24 protein-coding genes are annotated in these 25,799 nt (G+C 70.2%); 7 read left to right on the top strand and 17 right to left on the bottom strand.

What is annotated here, in order from left to right; all coding sequences use genetic code 11:
- Positions 1 to 230 precede the first annotated feature (230 nt).
- Positions 231 to 1,352, top strand: coding sequence for a glycosyltransferase family 2 protein (locus ABT352_RS16880; RefSeq protein ID WP_350945748.1), 1,122 nt, complete (start codon positions 231 to 233; stop codon positions 1,350 to 1,352).
- A gap of 171 nt (positions 1,353 to 1,523) precedes the next feature.
- On the opposite strand, the gene ABT352_RS16885 is transcribed toward ABT352_RS16880, so the two are convergent.
- From ABT352_RS16885 to ABT352_RS16910, 6 genes are all read right to left on the bottom strand, one after another.
- Entirely contained in the window at positions 1,524 to 2,009 is a 486-nt protein-coding gene (locus tag ABT352_RS16885) for a hypothetical protein (protein ID WP_350945749.1), read from the bottom strand.
- Positions 2,006 to 2,260 (bottom strand): hypothetical protein, encoded by a 255-nt coding sequence (locus ABT352_RS16890; RefSeq protein WP_343974952.1) that lies wholly within the window; start codon positions 2,258 to 2,260, stop codon positions 2,006 to 2,008. The genes ABT352_RS16885 and ABT352_RS16890 overlap by 4 nt, the downstream gene beginning before the upstream one ends.
- Before the next feature lie 145 nt (positions 2,261 to 2,405).
- A complete protein-coding gene (locus ABT352_RS16895; protein ID WP_350945750.1) occupies positions 2,406 to 2,936 on the bottom strand; it encodes a pyridoxamine 5'-phosphate oxidase family protein in 531 nt (176 codons plus the stop codon).
- A 92-nt stretch (positions 2,937 to 3,028) separates the two neighbouring features.
- Positions 3,029 to 3,217, bottom strand: coding sequence for a hypothetical protein (locus ABT352_RS16900; RefSeq protein ID WP_350945751.1), 189 nt, complete (start codon positions 3,215 to 3,217; stop codon positions 3,029 to 3,031).
- A gap of 90 nt (positions 3,218 to 3,307) precedes the next feature.
- Positions 3,308 to 4,048 carry an aspartate/glutamate racemase family protein gene (locus tag ABT352_RS16905; protein ID WP_350945752.1) on the bottom strand — a complete coding sequence of 247 codons (741 nt, stop codon included), beginning with the start codon at positions 4,046 to 4,048 and terminating at the stop codon, positions 3,308 to 3,310.
- Complete coding sequence (locus ABT352_RS16910; RefSeq protein ID WP_350945753.1) at positions 4,048 to 5,628, bottom strand: NCS1 family nucleobase:cation symporter-1; 1,581 nt, start codon at positions 5,626 to 5,628, stop codon at positions 4,048 to 4,050. The genes ABT352_RS16905 and ABT352_RS16910 overlap by 1 nt, the downstream gene beginning before the upstream one ends.
- 224 nt (positions 5,629 to 5,852) lie before the next feature.
- Here ABT352_RS16910 and ABT352_RS16915 point away from each other — a divergent pair, with 224 nt between their 5' ends.
- Positions 5,853 to 6,470: a helix-turn-helix domain-containing protein gene (locus ABT352_RS16915; protein ID WP_350945803.1), complete on the top strand. Its 618-nt coding sequence runs from the start codon at positions 5,853 to 5,855 to the stop codon at positions 6,468 to 6,470.
- 135 nt (positions 6,471 to 6,605) lie between these two features.
- Here the strand turns inward: ABT352_RS16915 and ABT352_RS16920 are convergent, their stop codons facing one another.
- Positions 6,606 to 7,343: an SRPBCC family protein gene (locus ABT352_RS16920; RefSeq protein WP_350945754.1), complete on the bottom strand. Its 738-nt coding sequence runs from the start codon at positions 7,341 to 7,343 to the stop codon at positions 6,606 to 6,608.
- 83 nt (positions 7,344 to 7,426) lie between these two features.
- A complete protein-coding gene (locus ABT352_RS16925; RefSeq protein ID WP_350945755.1) occupies positions 7,427 to 7,570 on the bottom strand; it encodes a hypothetical protein in 144 nt (47 codons plus the stop codon).
- A 153-nt stretch (positions 7,571 to 7,723) separates the two neighbouring features.
- Here ABT352_RS16925 and ABT352_RS16930 point away from each other — a divergent pair, with 153 nt between their 5' ends.
- Positions 7,724 to 7,948, top strand: a complete 225-nt coding sequence (locus ABT352_RS16930; RefSeq protein ID WP_350945756.1) for a hypothetical protein — start codon at positions 7,724 to 7,726, stop codon at positions 7,946 to 7,948.
- Positions 7,949 to 7,950: 2 nt separating this feature from the next.
- Positions 7,951 to 8,295, top strand: coding sequence for a DUF1036 domain-containing protein (locus ABT352_RS16935; protein ID WP_350945757.1), 345 nt, complete (start codon positions 7,951 to 7,953; stop codon positions 8,293 to 8,295).
- A gap of 207 nt (positions 8,296 to 8,502) precedes the next feature.
- On the opposite strand, the gene ABT352_RS16940 is transcribed toward ABT352_RS16935, so the two are convergent.
- From ABT352_RS16940 to ABT352_RS16975, 8 genes are all read right to left on the bottom strand, one after another.
- Positions 8,503 to 10,923: a penicillin acylase family protein gene (locus ABT352_RS16940; RefSeq protein ID WP_350945758.1), complete on the bottom strand. Its 2,421-nt coding sequence runs from the start codon at positions 10,921 to 10,923 to the stop codon at positions 8,503 to 8,505.
- A 362-nt stretch (positions 10,924 to 11,285) separates the two neighbouring features.
- A complete protein-coding gene (locus ABT352_RS16945; RefSeq protein WP_350945759.1) occupies positions 11,286 to 13,016 on the bottom strand; it encodes a GTPase family protein in 1,731 nt (576 codons plus the stop codon).
- Positions 13,013 to 15,007 carry an ABC transporter gene (locus tag ABT352_RS16950; RefSeq protein ID WP_350945760.1) on the bottom strand — a complete coding sequence of 665 codons (1,995 nt, stop codon included), beginning with the start codon at positions 15,005 to 15,007 and terminating at the stop codon, positions 13,013 to 13,015. Before ABT352_RS16950 ends, ABT352_RS16945 begins: the two co-directional genes overlap by 4 nt.
- A 262-nt stretch (positions 15,008 to 15,269) precedes the next feature.
- Complete coding sequence (locus tag ABT352_RS16955) at positions 15,270 to 15,968, bottom strand: response regulator transcription factor (RefSeq protein ID WP_329086815.1); 699 nt, start codon at positions 15,966 to 15,968, stop codon at positions 15,270 to 15,272.
- 108 nt (positions 15,969 to 16,076) lie between these two features.
- Positions 16,077 to 16,670: a hypothetical protein gene (locus ABT352_RS16960; RefSeq protein WP_350945761.1), complete on the bottom strand. Its 594-nt coding sequence runs from the start codon at positions 16,668 to 16,670 to the stop codon at positions 16,077 to 16,079.
- Positions 16,671 to 16,706: 36 nt separating this feature from the next.
- Positions 16,707 to 17,972, bottom strand: coding sequence for an ABC transporter permease (locus ABT352_RS16965; protein WP_350945762.1), 1,266 nt, complete (start codon positions 17,970 to 17,972; stop codon positions 16,707 to 16,709).
- The gene (locus ABT352_RS16970; RefSeq protein ID WP_350945763.1) at positions 17,969 to 18,700 is read right to left on the bottom strand and encodes an ABC transporter ATP-binding protein; all 732 of its coding nucleotides are present in this window, start codon (positions 18,698 to 18,700) and stop codon (positions 17,969 to 17,971) included. Before ABT352_RS16970 ends, ABT352_RS16965 begins: the two co-directional genes overlap by 4 nt.
- Complete coding sequence (locus tag ABT352_RS16975; protein ID WP_350945764.1) at positions 18,697 to 19,842, bottom strand: efflux RND transporter periplasmic adaptor subunit; 1,146 nt, start codon at positions 19,840 to 19,842, stop codon at positions 18,697 to 18,699. Before ABT352_RS16975 ends, ABT352_RS16970 begins: the two co-directional genes overlap by 4 nt.
- 147 nt (positions 19,843 to 19,989) lie before the next feature.
- Between ABT352_RS16975 and ABT352_RS16980 the strand changes: the two genes are divergently transcribed.
- Positions 19,990 to 21,921, top strand: coding sequence for an efflux RND transporter periplasmic adaptor subunit (locus ABT352_RS16980; RefSeq protein ID WP_350945765.1), 1,932 nt, complete (start codon positions 19,990 to 19,992; stop codon positions 21,919 to 21,921).
- Between the two features lie 101 nt (positions 21,922 to 22,022).
- Here ABT352_RS16980 and ABT352_RS16985 read toward each other — a convergent pair whose 3' ends face one another.
- The gene (locus ABT352_RS16985) at positions 22,023 to 23,504 is read right to left on the bottom strand and encodes an alpha/beta fold hydrolase (RefSeq protein ID WP_350945766.1); all 1,482 of its coding nucleotides are present in this window, start codon (positions 23,502 to 23,504) and stop codon (positions 22,023 to 22,025) included.
- Positions 23,505 to 23,662: 158 nt separating this feature from the next.
- Between ABT352_RS16985 and ABT352_RS16990 the strand changes: the two genes are divergently transcribed.
- Positions 23,663 to 25,024: a sensor histidine kinase gene (locus ABT352_RS16990; protein WP_350945767.1), complete on the top strand. Its 1,362-nt coding sequence runs from the start codon at positions 23,663 to 23,665 to the stop codon at positions 25,022 to 25,024.
- 12 nt (positions 25,025 to 25,036) lie between these two features.
- A complete protein-coding gene (locus tag ABT352_RS16995; RefSeq protein ID WP_350945768.1) occupies positions 25,037 to 25,681 on the top strand; it encodes a response regulator transcription factor in 645 nt (214 codons plus the stop codon).
- Positions 25,682 to 25,799: the final 118 nt, after the last annotated feature.

Here is a 25,799-nt window from a genome sequence, read left to right on the forward strand (position 1 = left end):
GGCGTGAAGAACGGCCACTTCGACTGACCACCCAAGGAAACGCCACAGCGACGACCCCTTTTCGTCCCGCTGCGGACCGCTCCCCGTTCACAGCATGATCGAGAGCCCGGCGTTCGCCTGATGAAGCAAGAGAGCTCCTGGTAGACGGGTCCATCACCGTCACGACCAGGAGCTCTGGGTGTTGCCCTACCGTGCCACGGTCGTTTCGTCGCCTGTTCACAGGAGGTTTCGTGAAGGTCAGCGTCGTCATTCCCGCCTTCAACGTGCGGAACAAGTTACGCCTGTTGCTGTACACCCTCGCGCACAGCGTGCTCGATCCGGGAGACTCCTTCGAGATCGTCGTCGCCGACGACGGCTCCACCGACGGTACCGGCGAGATGGTCGCCGAGCTGGCGGGCCGTGACAACCTGACCTACCTCTACCTTCCGCGCACCGATCGGTCGAGCCGGGCGGCCGCCCGTAACGCGGGCATCGCCAAGGCCGACGGGGAACTCATCGTCATGGTCGACTCCGACACGGTGGTCGGGCCGACCTATCTCGCCGAACACGTCCGTTATCACCGGCTCAGGAATGATCTCGTGGTGATCGGCCCCCGCCCGGACCTCGGAGACGGAGACTTCGACGAGGAGCGCCTCAGCCGCGAATTCACCTTCGACGCCATGCCCGCCGTCGCCTGGGGCGATCCGCGCGAGCGGGTGCTAGCCGAATTCTCGGGCAACATGAACCGGCTCGCCATCTGCTGGCATTTCCTGTTCACCTGCAACGCCTCGGTACGCGTCGAGCACCTACGCCGGCTCGGTGGTTTCGACGAGGCGTTTCTCGGCTGGGGACTTGAGGACACCGACCTGGGATATCGGCTGCGGCAGGCGGGACTGGCCTTCGCCTTCAACGTCTCGGCCGTGGCCTACCACCAGCGGCGCCGGGAGATAGACGCCGCGATGTACGACGACTGGGTCCACAATCTCTCCTACATGATGGCCAAGCATCAGGCGCCGGAAGTGGCGATCCAGTCGATCGTCGGCCCGGCGATGAACCCCACTGACCGGCGGATCGGCTGGGTTGAGGCGATGCGCTGCTTCGAGTTCGCCGCGCGGGCCCTCGACGGCCGGCTACCGGTGTCCACCACCTACCGGCTCGTGGTGGTCGAGGAGGACACGGTCGACGCCGCGACGGCGGAGTTGGCGGCCCACGGCGCGACGAGCGATCTTCTCGTCATCGACGAGACCCCCGGCGCCGAGCTGTCCGGCCCGGTCCAGTGCGTGGACACCTCCGGCGAACTGCTCTACTTCCACCGGCCGTCGGCGACACAGCGAGCCGAGATCCTCAGCCGCTACCCGGTGGCCGACGGATGAGCTGAACGTATTTCACCCCGTTTCGCGGGCCTGAAGAACGACGACCTCGACTGATTTCACATGCACCTTCACCAAGAAACCCCCCGATCACATGGCGAATTCGGGGGGTTTCTCTGTTTGGCGAGAGAACTCAGTCACTCCGATCGACTGGATCGTCGACGCCCAGCACAATCAGCTCCAGTTTTCGGGCGGACCGTCCTGTAGGTCTTCGACGCTCACTCCCGGCAGGTCGTTGAGCAACCGCCCCCACACCTGCTTTCCTGCGAGCGTCAGTACAGTACGGTCAGTCCGATTACCCCAGTAGGCGGCCTCTGCCACGTCGATCGGCACCACATCGACCCCAAGGTCCGCCCAGGTGCCGGAGATCCCTCGCTGGGCATCACCGTCAAGATCGATTTTGACAGGGTCGTATCCAACGCCGAGTTTCACGACAATCTCATCGAGACCCAGTCGGGGATTACGGGCCAGAAGTTCCGCGTCCAGATATTCTCGCTGGTCCACGGTGAGGTGTGCTCGTGCGGTGATCACTGATATGGCAGGCAGAAGAAGACCGTCAGGGACACGACGTTTGATCGCATGCACCACGCCGACCGCTTGGTCGTGTCCTTGGGCATAAGCGGTGATGAGCGAGGTGTCGAGAATGAACTTGGCGCTCACGCCGTGGCCCGGCCGGCGTACTTGGCGATCAGTTCTTCGGCTCGACGCTCACCGGCGGCGAACCCCTCAGGGTTGGAGGTGCGGATCGCCTCGATGCGACGCGCTTCTCGCTCCTTGGCAGCCCGGTAATCCTGCTGCATCTGTCGGTGAACGGCCTGAGCGATGTACTCGGCAGGCGTGATGTCCTGGCCGGTCTCGGCAATCCACTGCCTGGCCTCGGCAAGCAGATCGGCGGGAAGTTCGTTGCTCATGTCCCGAGCGTAGTGCAGGCACCTCGCACAGGCGGGGAATCAATGGAGAGCTTCGCGGTATGGAACATCGACAACACCCACAGAGGTTCACAATGGCCCCGTCTGGAGGCATGGCCTCGCTGAAGGCTGAGGACTGTGCCACGGATCAGGGCCGGGGCGGGGTGGTGAGTTTCGCGACGTCGGCGGCGTAGACGGTCATCCAGTGCGGATGCAGCCGGTAGTAGACCACCTCGTTGGTCCAGTCGAAGGCGTCGTCGCCGTAGAAGTCCTTGAAGTACGCGAGCAGGTCCGGCCAGTCCGCGGCCGGCTCGCCGTCCTGGGGGTTGAGGATCTCCACGGTGCCGTGGGTGAACACGCCCAGTTCCTCACCGCGCATGTACGCGGCGCTGACGGCGGGCCTGGCGGCGAGGTGGCGGGCCTTGGCGGCGTTGAGCGCCGTGCCGAAGTGCCACTTTCCGTGCAGGAAGTGCCCGTCCACCCCGCTGATCCGCGGCTCACCCTTCGCCGTCACGGTGGACAGCGCGAGGGGGCACATACCGGCGAGGACCTGGGTGAGCTGCTCTGCGCCCAGGGTGCGCTCGCCGCTGATGACCGAGCGGAGGTACGAGTTGGAGCGGAAGAGAGAGGCGTCCAGGAGGGCCTGGAGCTCTTTGAGCTCTTCTGGCGTTTCGCGCATCGAAATCCTTGTCTATCCGTAGGGCCCGGTCCACGCCCACCATCGACGCCGACCGGGGAACCCATGCTCGACCCAAAACCCGACACCTTGTGTCATGTTTCTTCCCTGGTCTTTGAGGCGACGTCGTCGGTCGTGGTCACCTTGAGCGCCTTGAGCGTCTCCGTGAGCTGCTCATCCGTCGCGACGACCGCGCCACCCCCGGCACCCGGCTTCTGTTGTTCGGTGCCGCCGGCTTCATGCCCCAGCTGCGGGAAACCGCGCAGGAACGCGCGGACGTACAACTCGTCGACCTGACCCGCCTCTACGAGGGTTCCTGAGCAGCCGGTGCCCTGTCCCGCGATGCTGAGGGGCAGGGCACCGGATCTCGTGCGTCAGACGGTGAAGTCGCGGAGCAGGCCGGTGTACTTCTTGGAGCGGGGAGGGGCGAACTCGCCTCGGGTGCTCGTCCGCAGGCCGAGGGAGACGAGCGACTCGACGAGCTTGGTCGCCACGGTGACGCCGTCGATCACCGGGACGCCGACCGCGCGGGAGACGTCCGCGCAGAAGGAGGCCATGCCCGCGCAGCCGAGCACGATCGAGTCGCATCCGTCCCGTTCCACGGCCTCCGCGCACAGGGCGGTCACCACTTTGCGCGCGTCCGAGGAGGGGTCGTCCAGTTCGAGTACGGGGATGTCGCAGGCGTGCACCCCCCGGCACGCGCCCGCGAAGCCGTACCGGGTGGCGAGGTCCCACGCCCGGCCCGTGGTCCTGGCGAGGGTCGTCACGACGCTGAAGCTCCGGCCGACCAGGGTGGCGGCGTGCATGGCCGCCTCGGCGATCCCGACCACCGGCCCCGAGGCGAGCTCGCGGGCGGCGTCGAGGCCGGGGTCTCCGAAGCAGGCGATGACGTATCCGTCCGCCCCCGCCGCCTCGCCCGCCGCGATCTCCGCCAGCAGGCCGGGCACGGCGAGGGCCTCGTCGTAGTGACTCTCGATCGACTCCGGGCCCATCGCCGGGTTCACGGCCGTGACGACGGTGGACGGCGCCGCGACCGCCCGGGCGCATCGGCCGATGTTCTCGGTCATGGCCCGGGCGGTGTTGGGGTTGATCACCCGGAGGTCGACGCGGGTCATCAACCGACCAGGGTCGTGCCGTCCGACACCCGGTCGGTGTCACGGTCGAGACCGCCGATCCTCGGCGACATCCGCTCCAGCACGGTGAATGCCACGAACCCGAGCCCGCAGCCGACGAACCAGCTGTAGTCGGCGATCCAGGTCACGTCGATCGTGGTGAGCTCCAGGTCGAGCAGCATCTTCGGCACGAGCACCGACACGATCGCGGGGACCCCGCTGAGCACCGTCGCCCAGACCGCGTTCGGGTTGTAGCCGCCCTGGAAGAAGTAGCGGCCGGTCGCCTCCAGGGTGAACATGTCGTCCACCCAGATCCGCTGGCGGCTCACGATGTAGTAGCCGGAGATCAGGATCCCGAACAGCGGCCCGATCAGGGCGCCGAGGATGCCGAGCGTGTAGTGGATGGCGTCGGGGTTGCTGTACCAGTTCCACGGCGTGAGCAGCACGGAGCCGACCGCCGCGATCATGCCGCCGGTCCGCCAGCTGATCTTCTGCGGGTTCACGTTGGAGAAGTCGAACGCCGGGGAGATGAAGTTCGCGACGATGTTGATGCCGATCGTCGCGATGACGAAGGTGAGCCCGCCCAGCAGGATCGCGAACGGCGTGTCGATGCGCTCGACCGTGTGGATGGGGTCGGTGATGAGCTCGCCGAACACGGGCACGGTCGCCGACGCGGTGATCACCGTGAGCAGCGAGAAGAACAGGAAGTTGATCGGCAGCCCGAGGAAGTTGCCCTTCTTCACCGCCGCGAACGACTTCCCGTACCGGGAGAAGTCACCGAAGTTCAGCATCGGCCCCGAGAAGTACGAGACGACGAGGGCGATCGCGCTGAGCATGACCGGGATGGACGCGCCGAAGTCGAGGTTCTCGCCCTCGGAGAGGTCGAGGCTGATGTTCTCCCAGCCCGCCTGGCTGACCAGGTAGACGGCGAGCACGACCATGACGACGTAGACGGCGGGTCCCGCCCAGTCGATGAACCGCCTGATCGCCTCCATGCCCTTCCAGAACACGGCCGCCTGTGCCACCCAGAGGATGGCGTAGCAGATGTAGCCGAGCGCGGACAGGCCGAGGAAGCCGCCCTCGTTCAGCGACGCCGACGCGGGCCAGAACTTGAGGAAGATGATGATGAGCGACTGGGAGGCGAGGTAGGTCTGCACCCCATACCAGGCGATCGCGATGAGTCCGCGGATGATGGCGGGGATGTTCGCGCCGCGCACCCCGAAGATCGCCCGGTTGATGACCGGGTACGGCACACCGGTGACCTGGCTCGGCTTGGCGACCAGGTTGCAGAACACGTTCACGATGACGATGCCCACGATCAGGGCGAGGAGGACCTGCCAGCTCGCCAGCCCGAGGGCGAACAGGCTGCCCGCGGTGACGTAGCCGCCGACGCTGTGCACGTCGGACATCCAGAAGGCGAAGATGTTGTACGAGGACCATCTCTGCTCGCGGAGCGGGGCGAGGTCCTCGTTCGCGAGCCGGGGGTCGTAGTCGGGTTTGACGAGGCCGTCGCCGACGGGCATGCCCGCGGCCTCGACGACGTCGTGTAGTTTCGGCTGGGACGGTGCGCTGTGTTCGGTCATGTCGGCTTCCGTGGGGGGTACGGTGCGGGAGACCGGTGTGTCCCGCGCGCGGGTGTGCCAGGGCGGAAGGTGCTCGGGATTGACGCAGTTGCCCCCGCAGGGGCTGTGGCGTGGGCTGTTAAGTGGTCACTTAACAGCTGCCGTCAATGTATGCCTTGACACCCGACCCCTAATTTCGGCCGCGTAAAGGCCTTGTGACAATTGGCGTGGAGGCCGTGACAGCCATGACCCCGGAACCCGGCGCGGAGATCGAGGCGATCACGAACGAGCACCTCGGCCGCAGGCTCCGCGAGCTGCGGCTCCGGTCGGGGATGTCGCTGCGTGCCCTGGCGCGCGAGCTCGGCATCTCGCCCAGCGCCGTCTCCCAGATCGAGCTCGGCACGATGCGGCCGTCCGTCAGCAGGCTCATCGCCTTCGTCTCCGCGATCGGCGTGCCCCTCGCGGCCGTGTTCGACACCGCGGAGGCGGCCGACGCCGACCCGGCGGGGCCGAGCGCGCCTCCCGGGTTCGCCATCCGGCGCTCGTGGGAGGTCGCCCCCATCCGGCTCAGCGGCGGCATCACCTTCCGCAGGCTCTCGCCCGCCCCCTCACCCGACGTCGAGTTCTTCGAGTCGACCTATCCGCCGAACTCGATCTCCAACGCGCACGGCCACTTCCTCAAGCACGAGGGCTACGAGGTCGGGACCGTGACCAGGGGCGAGCTCACCATCGACTTCGAGTCCGAGGTCGTCACCCTCGCCGAGGGCGACTCCATCACCTTCCCGTGCAGCCGCCCCCACATCATCGGCAACCGCTCGGAGACCGTCACCGCCGTTGCGACCTGGCTCATCGTCCACCACTGACGGAGACGACGCGACCGTGTGAACGCCCGTGGCCCACCGGACCTTCGGCGAAGGGTCCGGTGGGCCACGGTTCGCGGGCGGCGGCTCGGTTGGGCGTCTCCTCGATCGTCGCGGCCGGATGAGCAGCCGAACGGCTCAGGCGTAGACGGACGCGAGCCACTCACCCCAGGTCCGCTCGGCGTCGGCCTGGTCGACCTCGGTGAAGAGGTGGTGGCCGGTCATGATGACGCCGTCGCCCCCGACGAACCGCAGCAGCGCGTCGTCGGTGCGCACGCCCAGGAAGCTGGGGGCGAGCACCGTGTCGACCACGCCGTCGACGCCCTGGCCCGCGACCGTGAGGTGCACCTTGTCACCCTCCCCGACCTGCTCGGACAGGCCGACGGCGCGGGTGAGACCGGCCCAGGCCAGGTCCTGGTCGGGCTGCTGCGGGGCGAACGCGGTGACCGGCACGGCGGTGCGGCCGCGGAAGTGCTCCAGATACTGGGCGAGGGTCCGCAGGTAGAGCGGGTTGCCCTTGCGGAGCGCGTCGTACTCCGCCTCCCAGTCGCCGGTCAGGACCCCGCTGTGCACGAACCGCAGCACGGTGCCACCGTTGTCACGGCCCTCGACGAGATATTCGAACGCCATGAACCCGCCGTCCTCGTCGGGCTCCGAGGCGTAGGCGAACCGGTGCGGCGGCTCCCAGGCGGTGACCGTGGAGTCACCGTTCACCCCGGGCATCGTCATCGACGCCCTGCCACCTTCGCGGGGCTCGATCTCGTTCTTGCCCATGAACCACGCGTCGACGCCGGGGCCGGTCGCGATCGCCTCCCAGACCTGCTCGGGGGTCGCCTGGAGGTCGACATCGTGGGTGAGGCGGAATTCGTGCGACATATCAGGACTCCTTGATGTCGTTGGTGTCGTTGCCCCGCCTCGCTCCTCGACGAACTTCACGAGGCCGTGGCACTGGAGGGTCTTCAGCTCTGCCGGGACGACCCGGTGACCGCCGCGCGACCGGTCGCCGGGTGCCGCTCGACCAGCGCCTCCGGCGGCCGCACCCGGATCGAATCGAGCGCCGCCTCGGCGACGCCGACCTCTTCGGCCGCCCCGCCTTCGAACATGTTCTCTACAATATCGACCGACGACTCACACCGTCAATACAAAAAAATTTGTCGGTATCGGGCGACCGCCCGAAAATGAAAACGATTCTTTACATGACCTTGAAAGTGACTGTATGTTGTCGAGCAATCACTCTACGAACTCAACGAATGTAGGTGAGCACCATGCCGGAAAACGGCACAGAGCGCCCCCCCGACCCCCGGGTGGCGTTCGTGGACGCGGAGTCGGCCCAGACGGGCGAGACGAGCGAGCGCCCCGGGACGGCCGACCGCGCCGCCGTCGCCGCGAAGACCGATGACCATCTGCCTCCCATCGCCGATCAGCCGATCGACGACAAACCTCTCGCCGCGCGATTCACCGAACCGGAAGAGGAGGAGTAGAGATGCAGCTGCACTTCCGCAACCGCTACACCTCCAAGGTGTGGGTCGCGATCATGTTCTACAGCCCCGTCGGCTGCCGCGACCACGGCCAGTGGGGCACCCGGGGCTGGTGGGCCATCGACCCGGGCGGTGAGGCGTTCGTCCTCAACACCGACAACCGGTACGCCGCCTTCTACGCCGAAGCCGCCAACGGAGCCGTCTGGACCGGTCCCTACGGCCCGATGTACGTCTACCAGAACGCCTTCGACTCCTGCATCAACATCGGCAGCACCGCCGCGAGGCGCGTCGGCACCCGACTCGTCGACATGAACGGTTATGCGCGCTACTACGTGAATCTCACCGCCTGACGCGCTCCCCTCACCTGACGCGCCGCCCGGCCCCGACCGGCCCCGCGCCACAGTGAGAGCGGACGCGGGTGAGCGCCTCCTGAGAGACGGATACCAAAATTCCCTTCTCAGGGTCCGTCCCCCCTACGCACAGGAGGCGCTCGATCCCAGCCGGGCGACCCGCGTCAAGATCAGGGCTCAGGTGTCGAGCATCCCGGCCCCGAGGATTCAGCGATGCGGGGTGAGCAGGAAACGATCCTTCGCATTGAGTTCCACGGCGGCGCGGCTGTAGAGCAGCGGGAAATACTCCCCCCTCTGCCAGGGTTCCGCCAGGTCGCGATAGTGCGGGCTCCGGGGGTCACCCGACTGACCGGGAGCGTTGATCGCCTGCGACCTGTCCCAGTCGCCGACGTCGAGCACCATCTTGAACGTGGGGCCCGACAGGGGAGCGTAACTGCCCGGCAGATAGTTCGACGCCTCCACGGTGTTCCAGGAGCCACCGCGCGGGAATGGGCCCACGTCCTTGCCCGTCGGATGCCCGAACGTGAGCCGCTGGATGTCGCCCCACTTCCAGGTGGCGGGATCGGGTCCGAGCCGACCGACCAGTTCGTCGTAGGCCGCCGCGAGCGAGGTCTTGAGAATGCGGTCCCGCACCGCCGTTCCCCCGGCGCCGAACCACCGGTCAGGGTTGTCCATCGCGTCGAAGAGCAGCAGCGGGTCGTGGATGAAGATCTGCCTCGCCACGTTCTCCGGCAGGACCTCGCGGGCGAACGCCGGTTCCAGGTGGCCGCTGAACCACGTCTCGAACAGGGCGGCCCGCCCCGAGTCCGCGCTCGTGACCGCGTCGTAGGTACGCAGCAGTTCGAGCGCCCGCGCCGTCGACGGCTGGTCGCTCGTGATGCCCGCGAGCAGCCGCACCAGCCTGCGGGCCGGGATGGAGACCTTGTCGCTCTGCAGCGCCGCCGAGTCGGCGGGCGAGGTGCGCGACCGGGAGGAGAGCACCTCGACGATGCGCTCGTGCCGGTACGGGGAGGCCCACGAGTCGAACCCGACCTTCAACGGGTGGTCCTTGGGCATGTTGAACTCGTTGGCGGAGGCGACGATCCCCTTGGCCGGGTTGTAGGAACGCGGCAGGCGGGCGCCGTCGTGGAAACCGGCCCAGTCGTAGCGGCCGTCCCCCGGCACGGGCAGCAGGCCGTCGTACCCGACCCTGTTGGGTGCCAGACCGCCCGGAACCCACCCGATGTTGCCCGAGACGTCGGCGTAGATCTGGTTCTCCGGCGGCCCGCCCCAGGTGCGCATCGCCGTCGTGAACTCGTTCCAGTTACGCGCCCGCATGTACTTCATGCTGCCGAAGTAGGGCGTCGTGCCCGGTTGCAGCCAGGTCGTACGCAGGGCGTAGGCGAGATTCCGCTCCCGATCCACCTTGATCACCGGACCGTGGCGGGTGAACGAGAGCTCGGTGCGCTGTGCCCGCTCACCTGCGACCGGCACGTTCTCCGTGACGGTCCTGAAGCGTTCCCACCCCTTGCCGTACCGGTAGCGTCCCGGGTCACCGGGGTCGAGCCGATAGACGTAGAGATCCTCCTGGTCGACGCCGAAGATGGTGAGCCCGAACGCCACGGTCCCGTTGTGCCCGATGGAGATGCCGGGCAGGGCGGGCTCCCCTGCCCCGATCACGTCGAGGCCGGGTGCCGACAGGTGGGTGATGTAGCGCAGCGCGGGCGCCTTCATCACCCGGTGCGGGTCGCTGGCCAGGATCGGACGACCCGTCGTGCTGCGCGCCGGCGCGACGGCCCAGGCGTTGCTGCCCTCGGAGAGGGCGGGCCCCGGCGGCTCGGGGACCGCGCGGACCTGGCCGTTCTGGAAGACGACGCTCTGGGTGGCGAGCTGGTAGGTGCCGAGCACGTCCGGAGGAATCGCACACGGGTCGAGCCCGTCGGGCACCACGGTCTTCCACTCGGGCTCAAGCCTGCGCATGAGCGGGTCGACACCGATGCCGCCCGCGCAGACCGCGCGGGCGCGGTCGACCTCGGAGGTCAGATTGATCGCCAGGCTGTGGCTGCGGATCCGCACGACGTCCTCGGGAGACCATCGCGCGGGCGCGTACCCCAGCTCGCGAAACTCCTGCGGCATCGCCTCCGGGGTGCGCTTCAGCCAGTCGACGTAGGCGTTGATCCCCTCGGCGAACCGGGTGGCCGCCTTCTTCGCGTCGGGACCGTAGCTCTGCCACTCCTTCTCCATGTCCCCGCGGTAGAGGAACAGCCTGGCCACCTGGTCCTGCCTGAGGTAGGCGGGGCCGAGCACCTCGGACAGAAGCCCGAGGCCGCGACGGCGCCACAGGTCGATCTGGAACAGACGGTCGCGGGCCGCGTTGAACCCCTGCGCGAGATACAGGTCGGCGGTGTTCTCCGCGTAGATGTGCGGCACACCCCACCGGTCCACCAGCATCCGCACCGGCCGCTCCAGCCCGGCGACCGAGAAGACCGAGTCCGCGCCCGTCCCCCCTTTCGCGCCCGCCGGTCCCGCCCGGCCCGCCGGACTCTCCGCCCCCGTCGGCCCCTCCGCGCCCGCCGCCTGCGGTAACAGGCCGGCGCCGAGGGCACCGCAGACGGCCAGCAACGAGGCCGTCCTCCTCCATCGCCGCATGTCGCTCCTCTCGTCGGCCGGCAGCACGAGGCATGCCGGCGATGTGGGGCTCGCCCAGGCCGCACATCGAGCGCGGACGCGCGTTCCCGCGTCCCATCGCCCCCGCGAAGGATCACGACGCCGTCATCACAGCCGCGGCTCCCCAGCCCCCGTCACCGCAACTGTGGCGCGCCCTCAGTGCCCCGTCAGCCCTTGTTCGCCCCCTTAGAGCCCCTTCAAGGGAGCTCTTTCACGAGAAAGCGCCATCCACGAGGAAGCCTCCGCGCAAGAGCGCACCGGATCACGACAAGCGTCATCAGAGCCGCCGTACGTCGACAGCCGAGGACCGTCCGCCACCCGTGGGCCCTGTCGGGACCGCCCGCCTACCCGCGGGCTCCGTCCCCGGCCACTGTGACCGCCTCGGTGAAGTGCCGATACCTGGTCAGCTCCTCTTCCACCGGCTCCAGCACCAGCTCGCGGCCGACCCGGTCGACGCTCGACCGCAGTGCCTTCGCCGCCTTGCGTGCCCTGCGCCGCCCGCCGAACCAGGCGGCCACCCGGGAGAGCAGCGCGATCAGCAGGCCGAGCAGCACGCCCCCGACCAGCAGCGTGGTGGGCCAGGGCAGTTCCCCTGCGGTCGGCAGGTAGAGCTGCGGGAGCCGGAGATAGTCGACGGCGACCAGGGCGAGCAGCCAGATCCCTCCGGCGACCACCGTCGCGAGCGCCAGCCACTGCGCCGCCCCGGCCAGCCGCCACCACAGGGGGCGCTTGGAGACTCCGAGCGAGGTGGTGGCCACCGCCCGGTCCAGGCCGTCCTCCAGCTCGTCCCCATGTGACCTCGCCGCCTGCCGCACGGCGGCGGCCCACGGCGCGGGAAGCCCGGCGGAGGCGGCCCCCGCGGCCTCGCGAATCGCGGTGTCCATCCGGGAACGCTGGACTACGGTCGCGACGGGGATGGACGTCCTCCCGACGACGCCCTGCGGCTCTCCCGGCTCCCCCATACCCCCGGCGGACCTGCTCGCGGTGTCCAGGCGGAGGCGGCGAAGCGGATCGGGCCGCAGGCGGCGGACCCATCGGGTGGGCGGCCATCCGGTGGCGGCGACCGAACGGTGCCGGTGGGACTTGGCCACCGCCTCGACGACGGCCGGCACCCCCGCGGCCTGCGACAGCGCGTCCCTCAACGGCCTCGCCAGGCCGTCAGGCCCGCCCGCGACGCCCGGAGGGGTCTCGCCGGGGGCGACGCCGGACGCCCGGAGGAGCGCGTCGGCCGCCATGCCCGCGTCGGCGGCGAGGCGGGCGGACCAGGACCGCCGGTCGGCGACCCGGGAGGTGAGCAGCGAGCGCAGCTCGGGGATGCCCGCCCCGGTGCGGGTGGACACCCCGACCACCGGGACACCGGTCAGGCCGTCCTCGTCGAGGAGCCGCCGGAGGTCCTTCAGGCAGCGCTCGGCGGCGGCCGGTGAGAGCCGGTCGATCTGGTTCAGGACGACGACCATCACCCCCCGGTGCCTGGCCAGCGGCCGGAGGTAGCGGTCGTGGACGGCCGCGTCGGCGTACTTCTGCGGGTCGAGCACCCACACCAGCAGGTCGACCAGCTCGACGAGCCTGTCGACCTCCAGCCGGTGCGACGGCTCGATCGAGTCGTGGTCGGGCAGGTCGAGCAGGATCAGCCCGGCGGCAGCCTCGTCCATCCTCGCCACCTGCCCCGAGCCGTCCGACGGCCGGTCGGCGGAGGGCGAGGAAGCACCGGATGCGTCGAGGAGCTCGTGGCGGCGGGGGATCTCCAGCCAGTCGAGCAGCGGCCCCGCCCCGGCGCCCTCCCAGAGGGCGGCCTGGGCGGTCGAGGTGGTCGGGCGGGTGACGCCGACCGTGGCGAGCGAGGTGCCGGACAGCAGGTTGAACAGCGAGGACTTGCCGCTGCCGGTGGCACCGGCCAGCGCGACCGCGGTGTGGTCGACCGACAGGCTCGCCCGTACCCCGGCACGGGAGATCACCGAACGGGCCGCGCTCACCGCCTCCGCGTCCAGCCTCCCGTCGGCCAGGTCGGCGGCGCGCGCCAGCGCCGTCAACCGGTCGTCCAACGAGACGGCCTTCTCCCTTCGCAGCAGCTTCACGTCTGGCCCGCCTCTCCCTTACCGGTGGTTCGCGGAACACCGCCGGGCGCGCGAGGGGCCTCGCCGTGCGCACGGGGGACATCGCCGGGCCTGCCGGACGCGTTCGGGGCATCGTCAGGCGCGCGCGGGACGTCGCCGTGGACGCGGGGGACCTCGCCGGGCGCGCGGGGAAGACCGCCGGGCGCGTGCGGGAATGCGTCGGACGGCCTGCGTGATTCCTCCACGGTCCTCGGGACGGAGCCGGCGGGCAGGGCGGCACGGCGGTCCGCGACGGGGAGCTCGCGCAGGTGCTCGCGTACGGCGTCGGAGGCGGCACGCAGGGCGGGGGCGGTGCCTTCGGGAGGCTGGGCGGCGTCCAGCAGGTCGGTGAAGCGGTCGGCGTCCTCGCTGAGGAGGATCGCGACGCGGGCACGCAGGTCGGTGCGGGCCTTGACGGTGAGGTCACGGACGGCCTGGTCGCCGAAGACGGCCTCCAGGACCTTCTGGCTGAGCACGCCGGTGCCTCCGGCGATGCCGACCTCGATGCCGGTCAGGCCGCCGGTCGAGGCGAACACCGCGATCATCAGCAGCAGCCCGGCCCCGTTGAGCCCGAAGGAGGTGATGCGGGCGGTCGTGCGCTTGTCCGCCCCCTCCTCGCGGACCAGGTCGAGCACGTACGACTGCCAGCCCCGCACGGCCTCCTCCGCCTTCGCGGGCAGGTCGGCGGCGGCCCGGCCGAGACGTCCGGCCACGGCGACCCCCTCGCGTTCGAGGAGTGCCCGCCCCGAGGGGTGCGACGACCAGGACTCCAGGAGGCGCTCGGCGGCGCCGTCGGCCGAGGCCCTGATCAGTGCCTCCACGCCGCTCTCCAGCGCGGTCCGCAGCTCGCTCTCCGGCGCGGGCCGCCCGGTGACGAAGGCGACCACCCGGTCTCTGAACCTGCCGACCCGGCTCTCCAGGGAGCGCATCAGGTCGCCGGTACCGACGAAGTCCTGCCAGCGGGCCAGAACCTCGCCGCGCAGCAGCGACCCGTCCCGCATGCCCTCGTCGAAGGAGGCGAGGCCCACCGCGTAGGCGGCGTCCGCCATCGAGCGGAGCTCCTCGGCCTCGGTGTGCTGACGGTCGACCGCGGCCGCGAGCGCGGGCACCCGGGTGGAGAGGCTCTCCAGCGCGCCGGACAGGGTCTGGCGTACGACCTCGGCGCGGGAACGGGAGTCGGCGGCGATGGTGGTGAGCCAGTCGGCGATCGGCTGGACCGCCTGGCGCGGCAGGCGGGCGTTCTCGTCGGGCAGTGTCAGCTCGGGCACCTCGAAAAGGCGCGTTCCGCCCAGGCCGTTCGCCTCGAGCAGCCGGTTCAGGTCCTTGCGCACCACGCCCATCGCCTCGGGGGGAACCCTGGACAGGACGACGGCGAGGGCCGTGCTGCGCTCCCTGGCCGAGCGCAGGAAGCCCCAGGGAACCTCGTCCGCGTACCGGGCGGCGGTCGTGGTGAACAGCCACAGGTCGGCGGCGGCGAGCAGTTGGGCGGCCAGTTCGCGGTTCGCGGCGACGATCGAGTCGATGTCGGGGGCGTCGAGCAGGGCGAGGCCGGGCGGGACGGTGGCGGCGGTGACGATCCGGAGCGTGCCGGGCTCGCCCCTGCCGCTCCCGGTGACGCGCGGCAGGCCGGGCAGGACGTTCTGGGCGGTGAACCACTCGCGGTCGACGGGGCTGGTGACGAGGGTGGGTGCCATCGTCGTGGGCCGCAGCACCCCCGGCTCGGAGACGTCCTCGGCGACCAGGGAGTTCACCAGCGTGGACTTCCCCGCCCCGGTGGATCCGCCGACGACGGCGAGCAGCGGAGCGTCGATCGCGCTCAGCCGGGGGATCAGGTAGTCGTCGAGCTGGCCGGTCAGCTCGCGCAGCGCCCGGCGGTCGGCCTCCACGTCGCCGATCGCGAGGGGGAACAGCTCGCGGTCGAGGTGCCGCCGCAGCTCCCGCAGCGTCTCCAGAAGACCGTCGTTGTCACCCATACGGTCGATCCTGCCCTGCCGAGGCCCCTCTAGACGTGTTTGGCCCCACCGCTGGACCGGGTTACGGGGGCGAACTCGGTAAAGCGGTGGGGCCCAGCCCTCGGATCTCACCCGGGGGTCATGCCGAGCTCGTCTCCCCCGCAGCTGGAGGCGAGCTCGAACCCGTTCGGATGCTTCCGAGGTGATCGGGGGTCGTGCAATGCCTATTTGAACACACAAACCTCAGAAACGGGTCATGTAGAGCTGAATATCAGCTGAAAATTCAATCACTGTGGGGCGGTCGCAGCACATAGCCGACCCCGCGAAGGGTGTGGATGAGCCGGGGCTCGGCCGTGTCGACCTTCCGGCGCAGGTAGGAGACGTAGGACTCGACGACCCCCGCGTCACCGCCGAAGTCGTAGTTCCAGACGTGGTCGAGGATCTGCGCCTTGGACAGCACCCTGCCGGTGTTGACCATGAAGTAGTGCAGGAGCTTGAACTCGGTCGGCGACAGCCGCACCGGGACGCCGGAGCGCCAGACCTGGTGCGCCTCCTCGTCCAGCTCCAGGTCGCCGACCTGGAGGCGTACCGGCAGGTCGAGATCCCCCCTGGTACGGCGGAGCACGGCCCGGATACGGGCCAGGACCTCCTCCAGGCTGAAAGGCTTGGTCACGTAGTCGTCGGCCAGCCGCAGCCCCGCCACCTTGTCGTCGGTGCCGTCCCGCGCGGTCAGGAAGAGCACCGGCATCTGCCCGCTCATCTCCCGCAGCCGTCCCGCCACGGCGAAACCATCCATGTCGGGCAGCATCACATCCAGCACGACCAGGTCGGGACGGATGCGCTCGGCGAAGTGCACGGCCTCCCTGCCGTCCACCGCGGTCACCACCTCGAACCCCGACAGGCGCAGGCTGGCCGAGAGCAACTCCCTGATGTTCGGTTCGTCGTCCACGACCAGCAATCGGGCTTCCACTCTGTCCAGCACACTCCGAGACTCGCCCACCTCTCTGGAACGCAGCTCAGCCGGGGCTGAACGTTTCCTGAGAGACCTCTCAGTACCTTTCCCGGAGAAACGCGGCCGTCACGACCGGGCTCACCTACGCCCGGCGCCCTCGTTGATGTCGGTCGCGGTCACCGAGCCGTCATCGGCCGGCGTCCCCCGCACGACGACCGTGCCTCCGGGCTTGAGGTCGGCGACCTTCCCTTCCTTCGTGACGCGTACGGACGTCTCGTCGGTGGTGTTCACGGTCACGACCGAGCCGTCGACCGTCTGGACGTAGACCTTGCCACCCTCGACCCGCTGCACCGTACCGACGGTCATGCCGCCCCGGCCACCGCCCTGACCCCCTTGGCCGCCCTGCCCCCCTTGGCGCCCCTGGCCCTCTTGGCGCCCCTGGCCGCCACCGAAGCCACCGGGGCCACCGAAGCCACCGGGGCCGCCGGGGCCGCCGGGGCCCGCCTGCCGCATCACCGCCTCGGCGATACCGGACGGGCCGCCCATCGCCTTCTGCGCCTGGATGCCCACGATCACCCCCGCCACGAGCATCACCCCGGCGCCCAGCACGAGGGTGAGCGTCGACAGGCGGCGCCGCGGCCGGGCCGCCAGTTCACCGTCCAGGTCTCCCCGGAACGGGGAACTCTCCAGACCCCTGCCCGCCGGGACCGTCTCGTCGGCGTTGCCGCCCATGTGTCTCTCCTTCCTAAGTCGCGTGAGCCGTGCGGGTCATTCGTGACGCAGGGCCTCGATGGGCCGGAGCTTGGCGGCCCGGTTCGCCGGGTAGCCGCCGAAGAACAGTCCGATGCCCACGGAGACGCCGAGGGCGAGCGCGATCGAGGACGGTACGAGCACCGGTGAGATCCCCGCGATCGTGAAACGGGTGCCGACGAACGCGACCGCGACGCCCGACAGACCGCCCACCAGGCTCAACACCGTCGCCTCCACCAGGAACTGGCCGAGAATGGCGCTCCTGGGCGCGCCGATGGCCTTCCTGATGCCGATCTCCCTCGTCCGTTCCGTCACGGTGACGAGCATGATGTTGGTGATGCCGATGCCGCCCACCAGCAGGGAGATGGCGGCGACCGCGCCGAGCAGGGCGGTGAAGATCCCGATGGTCGAACCGATCGTCTCCTGCAGGGTGGCCTGGTTGAGGATCCGGTAGTCCGCGACGCCCGCCGGGGTGATGCCGTGCCGCTGGTCGAGTACGGCGGTCACCTCGGCCTGCGCGGAGTCGGTCGTGTCGGCACCGGTCGCCTGCACGATGATCGAGCCGAGCGCGCCGAAGCCGGTCAGGCTCTGCTGCATGGCGGGCAGCGGCACGACGGCCACGTCGTCGGCGTCCTGCATGCCCGACGAGCCCGACTCCTTGAGCACCCCGACCACCGTGAACGGCACCCCGGAGACGCCGACCTGCCTGCCGACCGGGTCGGCGGCGCCGAACAACTCCTCGGCCACGGTCCGCCCGATGACCATGATCTTCCTCGCGGCGAGCACGTCGTCGTTGACGAAGTAGGTGCCGCTTTCCACCGGCCTGTTCGTGGCCTCGAAGTAACTGGGGTAGGTGCCCACGAGCTGCGCGATCGTGTGACTCGCGCCCTCGTGGACGGCGGTGGCCGCGTTCGCGGTCACCACGGGCGACACGCTCCGCACCGAGGGAGCCCGCTCGCGGTCGGTGAGCGCCCTCGCGTCCTCCAGGGTGAGCGGCCTGGCCTGGGTACGCGGTCCGTCGTTCTGGCCCCCGGCCACCCGGTTCCCACCGCCTCCCCCTCCCCCGAAGGCACCGCCACCGGCGAAGGACGCCGAGACGGTGAGGGTGTTGGCGCCGAGCCGCTGGATGGACTGCTGGATGCTCTGCGAGGCCCCCTCGCCGAAGGCGACCAGCAGGATCACGGCCGCCACCCCGATGAGGATGCCGAGGGTGGTGAGGAAGCTGCGCAGTTTGTTGGCGGCCAGTCCCCGGAGCGCGAACCTCAGGATTTCGAGCCGGCTCACGCGGTGACCTCCGGCACGCGGGGCGGAGGGCCGTCGACGGGGGCCTGGCGGCGGTCCTCGACGACGCGACCGTCCACCAGGCGGATGACCCGCTTGGCGTGGGCGGCCACGTCGTCCTCGTGGGTGATGATCACGATCGTCCTGCCCGCCACGCTCAGGCGGTCGAAGATGCCCAGTACGTCCCCGGTGGAGGCGGTGTCGAGGTTGCCCGTCGGTTCGTCGGCGAGCAGGAGGGCGGGCGCGGTGACCAGCGCCCTCGCCACGGCCACCCGCTGCTGCTGGCCGCCGGAGAGCTCGTTCGGCTCGTGGCCGACCCGGTCGGACAGGCCCACCTGCTCCAGGGCCGCCAGGGCGCGGGCCCGCCGGTCGGCGGCGCCGACCCCGCCGTACGCCATGGGCAGCTCGACGTTGGCGAGCGCGCTCATCCGGGGGATGAGGTTGAACGACTGGAAGACGAATCCGATCTTCCGGTTGCGGAGTACCGCGAGCCTGCGCTCGTCCAGCGAGCCGACGTCGGTGCCGTCGATGCGGTAGTCACCGGAGGTGGGCACGTCCAGGCAGCCCAGGATGTTCATGAGCGTCGACTTGCCGGAGCCCGAGGCGCCCATGATCGCCACGTAGTCGCCCCGGTCGACGCCGAGCGACACCCCGCGCAACGCCCGGACCTCGGCGTCTCCCCTGCCGTACACCTTGGTGATGTCCGTGAGGGACAGGACGGGAACGGTCATCGGCCGATACCTCCCCCACCGTTACGAACGCCACCGCCGCCACCGCCACCGAAGCCGGGGAAACCGCCGCCCTGCCGGGTCTCCGTGGCCGTCGGGCGGACCACCTGCTCGCCTTCCGCGAGCCCCGATCTGATCTCGGTGAGCGTGTCGCCCTTGATCCCGGTCTCCACCTGCACGGGCACCTGCCGGCCGTCCCGCAGTACGGTCACCGTGCTTCGCCCGCCCGTCGTGGAGATCACCGTGGAGGAGACGGCGAGCACGTCCTCCGCGCGCTCGACGACGATCTCGACCGTGGCCGTCTGGCCGAGCCTCACCTCCTTCGGCACCTCGGTGAAGGAGATCGTCACCGGGTATCTGACCACGTTGTTGCCGATGGTCGCGGTCGGCTGGATCTGGGTGACCTTCCCCGAGGCGGTGACGCCGCTGAGCGCGTCGAACCCGATGGAGGCCGCCTGGCCGACCTTCAGCCTGGTGACGTCGGTCTCGGTGAAGGTGCCGACGAGTTCGAGTCTGCGGGTGTCGGCGAGGTCGATGAACCCGCCCGAGGCGTTCGCCGCCCCGTCCGCGTTCGCGGAGGCCCCGGAACCGGCCGCGGTGGTCGCGGTCGTCCCGGTGGTCCCGGCCCTGGAGGCGCCGCCCGAGGATCCGCCGACCGTGCCGTTGACGGCGGTGACCGTACCGGCGAACGGCGCCTTGATGACGGTGCCGTCCACCGCGCGCTTCGCGGCCCGGTAGGTGTTCCTCGCCGTGACGTACTGGGCGTAGGTTTCGGCGGTCGAGGTGTCGTCGTCCGCGGTGTCGAGGGCGGCGGCGGCCGCGTCCAGGCTCTCCTGCGCCGACTCGTCGTCCAGCCTGGCGAGGATCTGTCCGGCGGTGACCTTGTCCCCGGCCTTGACGTAGATCTTCTCGACGGTGCCGTTCGTCCCGAAGGACAGCGATCGCGCACGGGCACTGGACACGGTCCCCGACGCGGATACGGAGGCGGAGACCGTGGCCCGGGTCACCGGAACGGTCCGCACCGCGACGTCCGCGGACGAGGTCTCACCGCCGAGAGAGGAGTAGGCGATCACCACTCCGCCCAGCAACAGGACCCCCAGGGTCCCGTTCACGATCAGCGCTCCGCGCTTGGTCGACAGCTTCACAGCGCCTGACCCTGGCGCACCAGGCTTGGACCCAGCCCGGCGAAGGCTGAAGGTTTCCTGCGGACTTCGTCGTACCGCCGGTGATGCACAGCAAACCTTCAGGGACCTGTGAGCATGCTGTGAATCAGACGGTCCAGGATGTCGGCCATGAGACCGACCCATCTCCCGAAGCGCCTGCGCGCGGGAGGACTCGCCCTGGCCGCCCTCGTCCTCGTGGGTGCGGGAGCGCTCGTCGCACTGGACGGCGGCTCCGACGAGGCCCCCCGGACAGAGCCGGTGTCCGCCAGGCGCGGGACGGTGACCGCCGCGGTGTCGGCCGCGGGCAACACCGTGGACGACGGCACCCGCGAGCTGGCGTTCGGCGGATCGGGGACGGTCACGAAGGTCTACGTCAAGGCCGGGGACAGGGTCGGCAAAGGGGACGTACTCGCCAGGATCGGTCCCGAACCCGCGCGCGAGCGACACGCCGCCGCGAAGGCGCGGCTCGCGGCGGCCGAGGAGGCACTGGACACGGCGGGAAGCACGCCGGAGAGCACGGGCACGACCGGGACCGGGACCGGGACCGGGCAGCAGAGCGGAGGGCAGGACGGGGAGCGGACCGGAGGCCGGGCAGGGGCCGAGCAGCCGGGTGATCAGACGAGCGATCAGGCAGGGGCCGACCGCTCGGGCGGTCAGACGGGAACCGACCGCTCGGGGGATCGGGCAGGGGCCGACCGCTCGGGGGATCGAACCGGTTCCGACCGGTCGGGGCCCGCCACGCGGACCGGCTGCGAACCCACGGCGACGCGCCCCCCTGGAGCGGGCGCCACCGCCACCCCTTCCGCCCCCGCCGAGGCCCCGGAGCCCGTACGCACGCTCTCGCCACCCCCGGCACCCGCGCCGACCGAATCGGCGCGGACCGTACAGATCGCTCCCGCGGGCGGGATCGTCCCCGCCGGGTACCGCCTCACGACGGCACCCACTCCCACCCCCGTTCCCGTACAGGACTCCATGTCCGTACCGGCGCGATCCTCGGCCGCGACGCCCGCGCCCACCTCGGCACCGACGGCGACGGCGACCGCGCGTCCGGATGACGGCTCTCCCTGGCCCGCCCCGACGGTCACCGTCACCGTGACGGCCGCCCCGACGGTGACCGTGACGGCCACCGCCACGGTCACCGTGACCGCGAGGCCCGAAGGGAACGGACCGCCCACGATCCCCACCGGCCCCTCAGCCGGTCCCGGCGAGCACCCCGGGCCGACGGCGAGCCCCACCCGCCCCACCGGTACGGCCGTACCGACCGCCAGGCCCACCGCCACCACGTGCCCCACCCCGAGGCCGAGCGCGAGCACGGGAACGGGAACCGACCGGGGCACGTCCCCGAACAGGAACACCGGACAGGACACCCGGCAGGGTCCTCAGCAGAGCGGCGGAACCGGGCGGGGGGCGCTCACCGTGGAGCAGGCAGAGGCTCGTGTGAAGGAGGCGCGGGCGGAGCTGACCGACGCCACGAAGGAACTCGCGGGCGTGCGGATCGTCGCCCCCGTCGACGGCACCGTCATGTCCGTCGCCGGAGCGGTCGGTGACCGCGTGGGCACCGGCACCTTCCTCACCCTCGGGAACCTGGACGAACTCCAGGTGGAGGCGCTGTTCACCGAGTCGGACATCGGCAGCCTGAAGCCGGGACAGCAGGCGGCGATCACCCTCGCCACGCGACAGGGCGAGAAGTACACGGGCACCGTGACAGGCATCGCCCCCACCCCGACCACGAGCGACCGGCTGGTGCGGTACGGCGTCACGATCGCGTTCGACGCCCCTCCGCCGAACCTCCTCGTGGGCCAGACCGCCTCGGTCACCGTGACCGTCGCCGAGTCCGCGGAGACGCTCTACGTCCCCGCACAGGCCGTACGGACCAGAGACGGAGTCTCCAGGGTCACTGTGCGGGGCGGCGCCGAGCGGGTCGTGGAGACGGGGGTCCGCAGCGACCGCTACGTCGAGATCACCTCCGGGCTGTCCGAGAACGACCAGGTGATACTGCCCGGCGCGGCCGAGGGGGAGTTCCCCGACAGCGGCTGGCCGGAGGCCGACGTCCCCCGGTAGGGGCTGACCGGAGCCGTCACGCATCGGCAAGGCTCCGGGCACTCCTCGGCCACCGGCCAGATCTCAGGACTGATCAGAGCCGTCAGGCGTCGACAAGGAGGTCATTCGGCGGGGCAGGTCGTGCCCGGCTTGGGAAGCCTCAGATCGGTCAGGTACGTGGTGGCGTGTCGGATCGGGCACTTCTTGCCCATCAGGTACAGGGCATGGCCGGGTCCCTCGTAGGCGACGGTGACCGATCCCGGGATCATCCTGGTGAAGCTCTCCGTCCACACGTGGTCGCCCCACGTGCTGCCGACCCCCAGGAACGGCGGCAGTCCGCGAGTCGGCAGCGGGCGGGGCGGGTTGGCGATCCGGAGCGGCCAGCCGGCGCACCCCAGGGCGTCGAACGAGGCTCCCCCGCCGAAGTTCGGCGAGATCTTCCGCGTCTGTCGGCGGAACTCCTGGAGCTGGGCATAGCTGCTGTAACCACGGTCGTCCGCGCAGGTCATCGCGAGCCCCCCTGGCATGGCCCACACCCGCGCGTTACCGAGGGCGGAATCGGCGAAACCGGACCCGTCGCCGCCCCGGGCCTTGTCGACCGCTTCGGCGAAGGCCAGCCAGCGAGAGTGTCCTTCTCCCGGGTCTCCGATGAACCCGAAGCTTCTCAAATGCCATCCGGTCAGCTCCTTGCCGAACTCGGACGTGACCGGGATCGGCCGGCGATCGGCGTCCCGGGTGAGCTCGCGCCAGACCGCCCCGGCGTCCTCTCCGTGCAGCGCGCAGGCGGGGGTGTCCGCGCACCAGGTGGTGAACCTGGTGAACGCCTGCTCTTGGAGGGGCAGGAGTCGCATCAACTGGTCGGGCCAGCCGTCGACCTGATTGATCACTCCGTCGAGGTACATCGCTCGGATGCGCTGCGGGAACAGCCGGGCGTAGGCGGCGGCGGGCACTCCTCCGTAGGAGTTGGCCATGAAGCTCAGTCGTTCCTCGCCCAGGCTCTTGCGGACCGCCTCCATGTCTCTGGCCACCGACAGGGAGTCCATCCGGGAGAACAGTCCGCTTTTATCCGCTTTCTGGCACGCGGTGAACGCCTTGGTCATCGCCACGGTCAGCGCCTTGTACGCCTTCTCGTCGCGGGGGTCGGACAGGGACGCCGCCGGCTGCATGCATGACTGCGGCAACCGGTCGCGCCACACGGCGTTGCGGGGGTTGTAGGCGACGAGGTCGAACCTGCGTCCCAACTCGGTGAGATCGGCCGCGGCCCGCTGCAGGTCCTCGATCCCCCTGGTCCCGGGGCCGCCGGGGATACCGAGCACGCTGCCGATCCTGCGCGCGGGCTCGGTGGCCGGCAGCCGGGCCAGGTCCAACGTGATCTTCGATCCGTTCGGCCTGGCCCAGTCCACCGGCACCTCGATCGCGGCGCACCGCATGCCCGCCGGCATGTCCTGCCCCGCGCAGTCCCGCCACACCGGCTTCCCGGCTTGAGCCTGCCCGCCTTGGGCGGCGGACGCCGCCGGGATCATTCCTGTCAGTGCCGCCACGGTCATACCGGCGACCAGCCATGTGGTCCTGCCGCGCAGACTCCGTTTCTTCGTCGTCATCATGCTGATCACCCTGACGAAAGCGGATGACACACCACCACCGGGACATCCTCCACGTTGGCTCGGGATATCCCCCACGAACTTTTCTGCTGTCCTCGCCGGCGAACGTCCCTCAAGCTGTATGGCGGACCACCGGCAGGCTGTCCGTCAGGGGGAAGGGCGTGGGCAAGCAAGTAGGGGGAGGTTCCGGCCTGCGGCGTGCGCCGATGAATGCTCCGGCGCGAGGGCGGACCTGGCGCGAGCTCGTTCACGCGCCGATGACCACGGCGCGGACGTGGCGCGAGCTCGTTCACGCGCTGATCACCGCTCCGGTGCGGGGACGGACATGGCGCGAGCTCGTTTACGCGCTGATGATGCCGTTGATGGCGGGAATCGGCCTCGTCCATCTCGTTCTCGTACTGCTCAGCGTCGCCATGACGGTCAACCTCGTCGGAATACCGATGCTGGCCCTGAGCGTGTTCGCGGCCAGAGGGCTCGGCACGGCCAATCGAGGGCTGGCCCGGGTGCTGGCCGGAGTGCGGGTGACCGCCCCTGCCCCGTTCCGTACCGGGCCCGGCCTGTTGAACCGGCTCGGAGCGGCGCTCGGTGACGTGACGGGATGGCGTGCCGTCATCCACGGGCTGGTCCGGCTGCCGGCGGCCGTCGTCGCCTTCGCCGTCACCGCCGGATTGTGGGGAGGTGGCCTGCTTCTGCTCTGCTGTCCCCTGTGGTGGCGATCCCCCGCCTTCGCGCACCTGTCTCCCAGCGGTTGGCCGGGAGCGGTGCTGATGAGCGCGGCCGGGCTGGCGCTGCTGCTTCTCGCCCCCTGGGGCGTCCACCACGCGCTGGCCCCCGAGCGGACGCTCGCCAGGACGCTGCTCGGGCCGGATCCCGGCGCCGCGCGAATCCGCAGGCTGGAGCAGGCTCGCGCGATGGCCGTGGACGACGCGGCCGCGAGACTTCGTCAGGTCGAGCGCGACCTGCACGACGGGACGGCCGCGCAGTTGGTGACGCTCGCCCTGAACCTGGGCATGGTCCAGGAAGATCTTGAGCACGCCCATCGTCCCGAACGGCTGGAGCGCGCCCGCGCCCTCGTCGACAGCGCGCACCGCGGTGCCAAGGAGGCGGTGGCCGAACTTCGTGACCTGATCCGCGGCCTCCACCCGCCCGCGCTCGACAAAGGGCTGGAGACGGCGCTGGCCACGCTCGCCGCACGGAGCCCGGTCCCCGTCAGGCTCGAAACCGATCTGCCGGAGCGGCCCGCTCCGGCCATCGAGGCCATCTCCTACTTCTGCACGGCGGAACTCCTCGCCAACGTGGCCAAGCACAGCGGCGCCGGACACGCCTCGGTCGACGTACGGGCGGGTGACGGCCTGCTGACGCTGATCGTGCGGGACGACGGCGTCGGCGGCGCGGCGACGAACACCGGAACCGGGTTGCGCGGCCTGGCCGCGCGGACCGGGATGGTGGACGGCACGATCGACGTCCGCAGTCCAGCGGGAGGACCTACGGTGATCACCGTCGAACTTCCCCTGCACATCTGAACGGAGAAGCGCATGCGCATCGTGATCGCCGAAGACGCCGTGATGCTCAGGGACGGCCTCCACATGCTGCTCACCTCGCGCGGCCGGCAGGTGGTGGCCGCGGTGGGCGACGGCGACGCGCTCAGGGCGGCGGTGGCGGAACACCACCCCGACATCGCCGTGGTCGACGTGCGCATGCCGCCCTCGCACACGGACGAGGGCCTGCGGGCCGCGATCGAGATCCGCCGTGATCATCCGGGTGTGGGCGTGCTGGTGTTCTCCCAGTACGTCGAGACGCGTTACGCCGCCCAGTTGCTCGCCGACGGCGCCCACGGGGTGGGATACCTGCTGAAGGAGCGGGTGGCCGACGTCAGGGACTTCCTGACCGCGCTCGACCGGATCGCGGCCGGGGAGACCGTCCTCGACCCCGAGGTCGTCACCCAGATCATGGGCGCGAGCAGACGCATCGAGACCCTGGGCACGCTCACGCCCAGGGAGCGCGAGGTGCTGGCCATGATGGCGGAGGGGCGCTCCAACAACGCCATCGCCAACGCGCTGTTCCTCTCCTACGGCTCGGTGGAGAAGAACGTGACGCAGATCTTCACCAAACTCGGCCTGTCTCCGTCGGAGAACGACCACCGCCGGGTTCTCGCCGTACTGCGCTACCTACAGGCCTGACCCCGAGACACCGTCCGCGGCCCGGCCCCGGCAGGACACCGGCCGCCCCCACCCCGAACAGGGGGACATCCGCGAACCGGAACCCGGCAGGTGGCCCTCCGTACAACCGGGCCAGAAG

The sequence above is a fragment of the Streptosporangium sp. NPDC000563 genome, from assembly GCF_040299985.1.
Taxonomy (GTDB): Bacteria; Actinomycetota; Actinomycetes; order Streptosporangiales; family Streptosporangiaceae; genus Streptosporangium.